Genomic DNA, 4541 nt, shown 5'->3' with positions numbered 1-4541 from the left:
CATCACCCCCGGCAAGACTGCCACCTTCACCGTGCTCGCTGACGACCCCTACGCGGTGGACCCGGCACGACTCGGCGACATCGCCATCATCGGCACGCTCTACGACGGCCGGTGGTTTCCAGCCAACTAGGTTGCGCGCGTCAGGATGGAAACTGTTCCCCTTATCGGGCGTCACCGGTAGCGTCACCGTGGCGTCGTTCTCCAGCGGAAGGCCAGCGGTGACGGACGAAATCCCAGCCTGGGTCCGGCGACTCGATCTCGCGCCCCACCCCGAGGGCGGCTGGTTTCGCGAAACGTGGCGCAGCGAGGTGACGCTGAGGTCCCCTGCTCTTCCCGATCACTACGACGGACCACGCAGTGCGGGAACCGCGATCCTTTTCGTCTTGATGCCGGGCCAGCAGTCAGCGTGGCACGCGGTGCGCAGCGCGGAACTGTGGATGTATCACCGCGGCAGTCCGCTGGAACTGGAGATCGGCGAAGGGTTGGAGAGCACCACACGTATGCAATTGGGTCCGGATATCGATGCCGGCGAGCAGCCGCAGATTCTGGTGCCGCCAGGGCACTGGCAACGAGCCCGACCGCTGGGTGAGGAGCCGAGTCAGGTCAGCTGTGTCGTGGTGCCGGGTTTCGACTTCGCCGACTTCAGTCTCGCCGACTGAGACCTATTGCGCGGTGTACCCGCCGTCCGCGGCGATCAGTGCCCCGGTGATGTAGGAACTCTCCTCCGAGAGCAGGAAGACCGCGACTTTCGCGATCTCCTCGGGAGTCGCGACACGGGGTATCGGCTGAGCCGTATCGAGGCCCTCACGGATCTCCGCGGTGGGGATCCCGCTGAGCCGGTGATAACGTTCGATCGCCCCGTGTAACAAGGGCGTGTCGGTGGTTCCCGCGCAGAGGCAGTTGACCCGGATTCCGTGCGGGGCGTAGTCGATCGCGGCGCTCTTGGTCAGTTGACCGATCGCACCCTTGGTTAGTCCGTAGACCGAGCTTCGGCCCTTGCCGACGAGCGACTGATCCGAACCCATCAGCAGAATGACGCCATGGCCCCGTTTCTTCATGACGGGTCCACGTCGGTCTCGCGCTCGAGCAGTGAATTCGTCATGCTTCGACTATCGCGGGCGGGGCCGGCGGACCGGGTCAGCCGGGTGGACCCTGCGTAGGTGGAAGCGGTTGTCCACCGATTGGTGGATGCGAGCGAAAAACAGTGTGCCGTTCGAACCTGCTGCACACAGTGAGACAGGAAGTGGAGGGTGGCCGTTCGGGTTCATCAACAGAGTCTTCTTGTACGAAAATGATGACCGGCTGCCATTCATCGACCTGCTACGCAATCCGGCATTATCTTGCTGATGGAGAGCGGCAATAGCTGCTACATAGGCGGGAGAAGGTCAGAACCGGACTGAGTCCGACATGCGGGTGGGTCAGGGGAAAAGTGTGCCGTTCTCCCGCGCTGCTTCCGGATAGATCGCGGGCAGTGACAGCCCCCGCTGGGCTAGTAGTCCCTGCCGCATCGCAACCTCGAAGTGGTCCGAGGATACCGGCGCCGGCGGACCGGGGGTCCGGCGTTCGTCGAGCCAGTCCAGTGCCAGGGCGATGGCCTGTTTGCCGTAGCTGTCCGGCGGAGGGGACAGGCTCAGTGCACCGCCATCGGTGACGAATTCCACCTCATTGCCGATGGGCAGCGGCCGAGAGTTCTGCTGGGTCCAGCGCACCAAGTCGGCCCCGCTCACCGTGGTCCCGTCCGCCTCGGGCAGGTCCCGGATCGTGGTGACCAGGAGTATGTCGGCTGTGGCGGCTGCCCCAACCGCCTCGCGCCAGGCCGGCGCCGTCGATACGAGAGCGGATCGTCCCAGGCGCACCGGACCCCAGTCGAAGGTGCTGATCTGGGCCAATTGGGCCTCGCCGGCTTCGCTTTTTGCGCCGATGACGGCCATGGTGGCGGGGCGATCGGCGAACATCGTTGCGACTGCATCACGGACGGCAGCCCAGGGCCGGTTGTTGGCGATACCGGAGACGTTCGGGGCACCGGGGTAGCCGTAGTCGGCCGGCGGACGGTCGATGGCTACATAGAGGATCCGAGGTGTCTTACGGCCGATGTAGTTGCGGGCCACCAGATCGTTGGCCTCATCACCGACCGCGATCAACACATCCGGTTTGGTACGGCTGATTGCACGCTGTGCCTCGGCTATCGCAGCGTCAGTGCTGCGTGCCGTTTCCGGCAGATTGAGGCCCAGGTAGTTCCACTCGATACTGAGAGGTCTGCGGTTGTCCTTCAGGGCATTCCGCATTCCTTTATCCATCTCGGTAGCCCATAAAGAGTTCTGGTATTCCGAATGAAGAACGAGGATACGCGGTTTGGTGGCGTTGAAATTGCCGAGCAGCAAGATGAACCAAGCAAGAAACCCGCCGATGAGTAGATTGCGCCAGAGCTTTTTCATAACAGGCCCAGCCAACTCCACCAGGGGATCGAGGCGTAGACGACCGCGACCCGCGCCGCGTTCATCAGCATGTGGTAGCGCAGGAAGCCGCGCTCATCGACCTCGTCGAAAAGACCCGCCGACTGGAACTGGAGGATTCCGTTGCTGCCCTGATAGCGGAAGAAGGAGATGTCACTGAAGACTGCTGCGCAGAACACAGCGATCCACAGGTTGATGCCCTGGGTGGCGGCGACCGGCAGCAGCACCGTCACCGAGGTCAGCATGCCCGGTATCACCGGGACGGCCAACCGGATCGCCAGTGTGGTGATCAGTGCGGCGAGTATGAACAGTCCGAGACTGCCTGACACGAAGCCGTAGACCTGCCCCGTTATCCGGGCCAGTGCCCGGTCGAGTCCCAGGTAGTTCATGATGCGGATCAAGCTGTCGGCACCGAGTAGGAAAAAGATCATCGGCCAGTCGATCTGGTTCCGAAAGTCTTTGCGCAGCAATGTCCCCGAGAGCAGGAGCGCCAGCAGCACGTAGCCGGCCAGATATGCCGGCATGACGTGATGCCAGGAGACCGTCGCGCATCCGATCAGGAAGAACAGCGATCCGCCGGCGGCGATCCATTCCGCCGGACGGGTCGGACCCAGGTCGGCGAGCTGGTCGCGAATCTCCGCCCTCGGCAGGGCCGCCTGATCGCGGATCGGGAACAGCCGAGGCAGAACCGCCAGGTGGACAGTAGTCATCCCAACCGCCGCGACGGCGGCGGCAACCAACCAGAAAAGGCCGTTGAATTCGGCCTGGGTCTGCGCCGGTAACAGGGTCAGCGCGGCAATATTCGCCGACTTGCTGGTGACCATCATCGGGCCGATAATGACCGCTCCGCCGAACATCGCGGCCAGAAGTGCGGTGATCGCCGGACCCCGTTTCGGCAGCCGAAGGGCCGTCACCATGTCCTGATACATCGGCATCAGGAGGGAGACTCGGGTGTTCGTCGACGGCATCATCGGCGATATCGCGTAGCCGTAGCCGAACAGCGTGAACTGCTGCCAGAACGGCTTATCGGGCAGCAGCAGCAGCAGTCGCAGCATCAGCCGATAGCTCAATCCGGAACTGCTGATCACCGCCGATAGTGCGTAAACCCCGAGCAGCAGAAGCAGGGTCGGCGAGGAGAATCCGGCCAATGCGACGTTCGGTGGCGCCAAACCCACGAACAGCGCGGCCACTACGGCGACCAGTGCTGGCACAAACTCCTCGACCAGGCTGAACACCCACAGCAGGACCACCGCGGCCAGAAACGAGGTGAAGAGCGCCGCAGGGACGCCGAACCCCGCGATCCGCACCGCGATTCCCACCATCGGCGGTACCAGGAAGACGGTTACCCAGCCGACGACTGTGCTCACCGGCACGGTCCCGTCGTCGGCGTGGCCCCGGCGCAACGCCGCGATCATCACCATGACGGCGAAGATTGCGCCGAGAACGGCGAACACCACCCAGTGTGGGGCCAGGGCGTCCGCCAGCCCTCGTGGGCTCACAGGTCCATGAGCATGGTCGCCTCGAGAAGCGGCCCCACGGGGACGCGTCCGCGCACGGTCTCCTCGTTTCTTCCGTTGGCTGATTACTGCGAACAGTAGATTAGTCGCCACGGCGGTTTTGCGATTGCGCCTGTTGGCGAGACCGCAGCCCGGAATCCGGCCGTTCCCACATCGACTAGGGAGAGTTGATGCCGACAGCATCGTCCGCACGCCGCCGTGCCGCCCTCGCGGGCGGCGTCGGAAATGTCATGGAGTGGTACGACTGGAGCGTCTACGCCACCTTCGCGGTGTTCTTCAGCCACCAGTTCTTCCCCAAGGGCGACCCGGTCGCGGCGCTTCTGCAGACCTTCGCAGTCTTCGCGCTGGGCTTCTTCGCCCGCCCCGTCGGCAGTCTCACTCTGGGCAGGCTTGCCGACCGGATGAGCCGCCGGGCAGCGATGACCATGACCGTGCTGATCATGGCGGGCACCAGCCTGCTCATCGGACTGGCACCCACGGCGTCCTCGATCGGGCCGTGGGCGGCGGCGCTGCTGGTGGCGCTGCGCATCGTCCAGGGGCTGGCCCTCGGCGCGGAATCCGGTGTGGTGGC

The 4541-nt window shown here is 64.2% G+C and carries 5 protein-coding genes; 2 read left to right on the top strand and 3 right to left on the bottom strand.

The window, feature by feature from the left end; genetic code table 11:
- The first annotated feature begins 218 nt into the window (after positions 1-218).
- On the top strand, positions 219-659 hold the full coding sequence (locus ACR2JI_RS05745) for a cupin domain-containing protein (protein WP_526388938.1): 441 nt from the start codon (positions 219-221) through the stop codon (positions 657-659).
- A 3-nt stretch (positions 660-662) separates the two neighbouring features.
- Here ACR2JI_RS05745 and ACR2JI_RS05740 read toward each other — a convergent pair whose 3' ends face one another.
- The 3 genes from ACR2JI_RS05740 to ACR2JI_RS05730 all read right to left on the bottom strand — a co-directional run bounded on the left by ACR2JI_RS05740 (position 663) and on the right by ACR2JI_RS05730 (position 3952).
- A complete protein-coding gene (locus ACR2JI_RS05740; protein WP_526388936.1) occupies positions 663-1058 on the bottom strand; it encodes an SDR family NAD(P)-dependent oxidoreductase in 396 nt (131 codons plus the stop codon).
- 360 nt (positions 1059-1418) lie between these two features.
- Positions 1419-2285, bottom strand: a complete 867-nt coding sequence (locus ACR2JI_RS05735) for a hypothetical protein (protein WP_526388934.1) — start codon at positions 2283-2285, stop codon at positions 1419-1421.
- Positions 2286-2431: 146 nt separating this feature from the next.
- Complete coding sequence (locus ACR2JI_RS05730; RefSeq protein ID WP_526388932.1) at positions 2432-3952, bottom strand: SLC13 family permease; 1521 nt, start codon at positions 3950-3952, stop codon at positions 2432-2434.
- Positions 3953-4140: 188 nt separating this feature from the next.
- On the opposite strand from ACR2JI_RS05730, the gene ACR2JI_RS05725 reads away from it, so the two are divergent.
- Positions 4141-4541 (top strand): MFS transporter (locus tag ACR2JI_RS05725; RefSeq protein WP_526388930.1); only part of this gene is annotated, 401 nt, incomplete at its 3' end.

The sequence above is a fragment of the Mycobacterium sp. genome (genome assembly GCF_051006775.1).
In the GTDB taxonomy this organism is placed as follows: Bacteria; Actinomycetota; Actinomycetes; order Mycobacteriales; family Mycobacteriaceae; genus Mycobacterium.
The sequence above is the reverse complement of the archived record's forward strand: the minus strand, read 5'-3'. Positions and strand labels throughout refer to the sequence as shown.

What these genes read in the sequence shown, in the direction of transcription:
- ACR2JI_RS05735 (WP_526388934.1), bottom strand. Translation starts at nt 2,285, where the DNA reads ATGCGGAATGCCCTGAAGGACAACCGCAGACCTCTCAGTATCGAGTGG.
- ACR2JI_RS05740 (WP_526388936.1), bottom strand. Translation starts at nt 1,058, where the DNA reads ATGAAGAAACGGGGCCATGGCGTCATTCTGCTGATGGGTTCGGATCAG.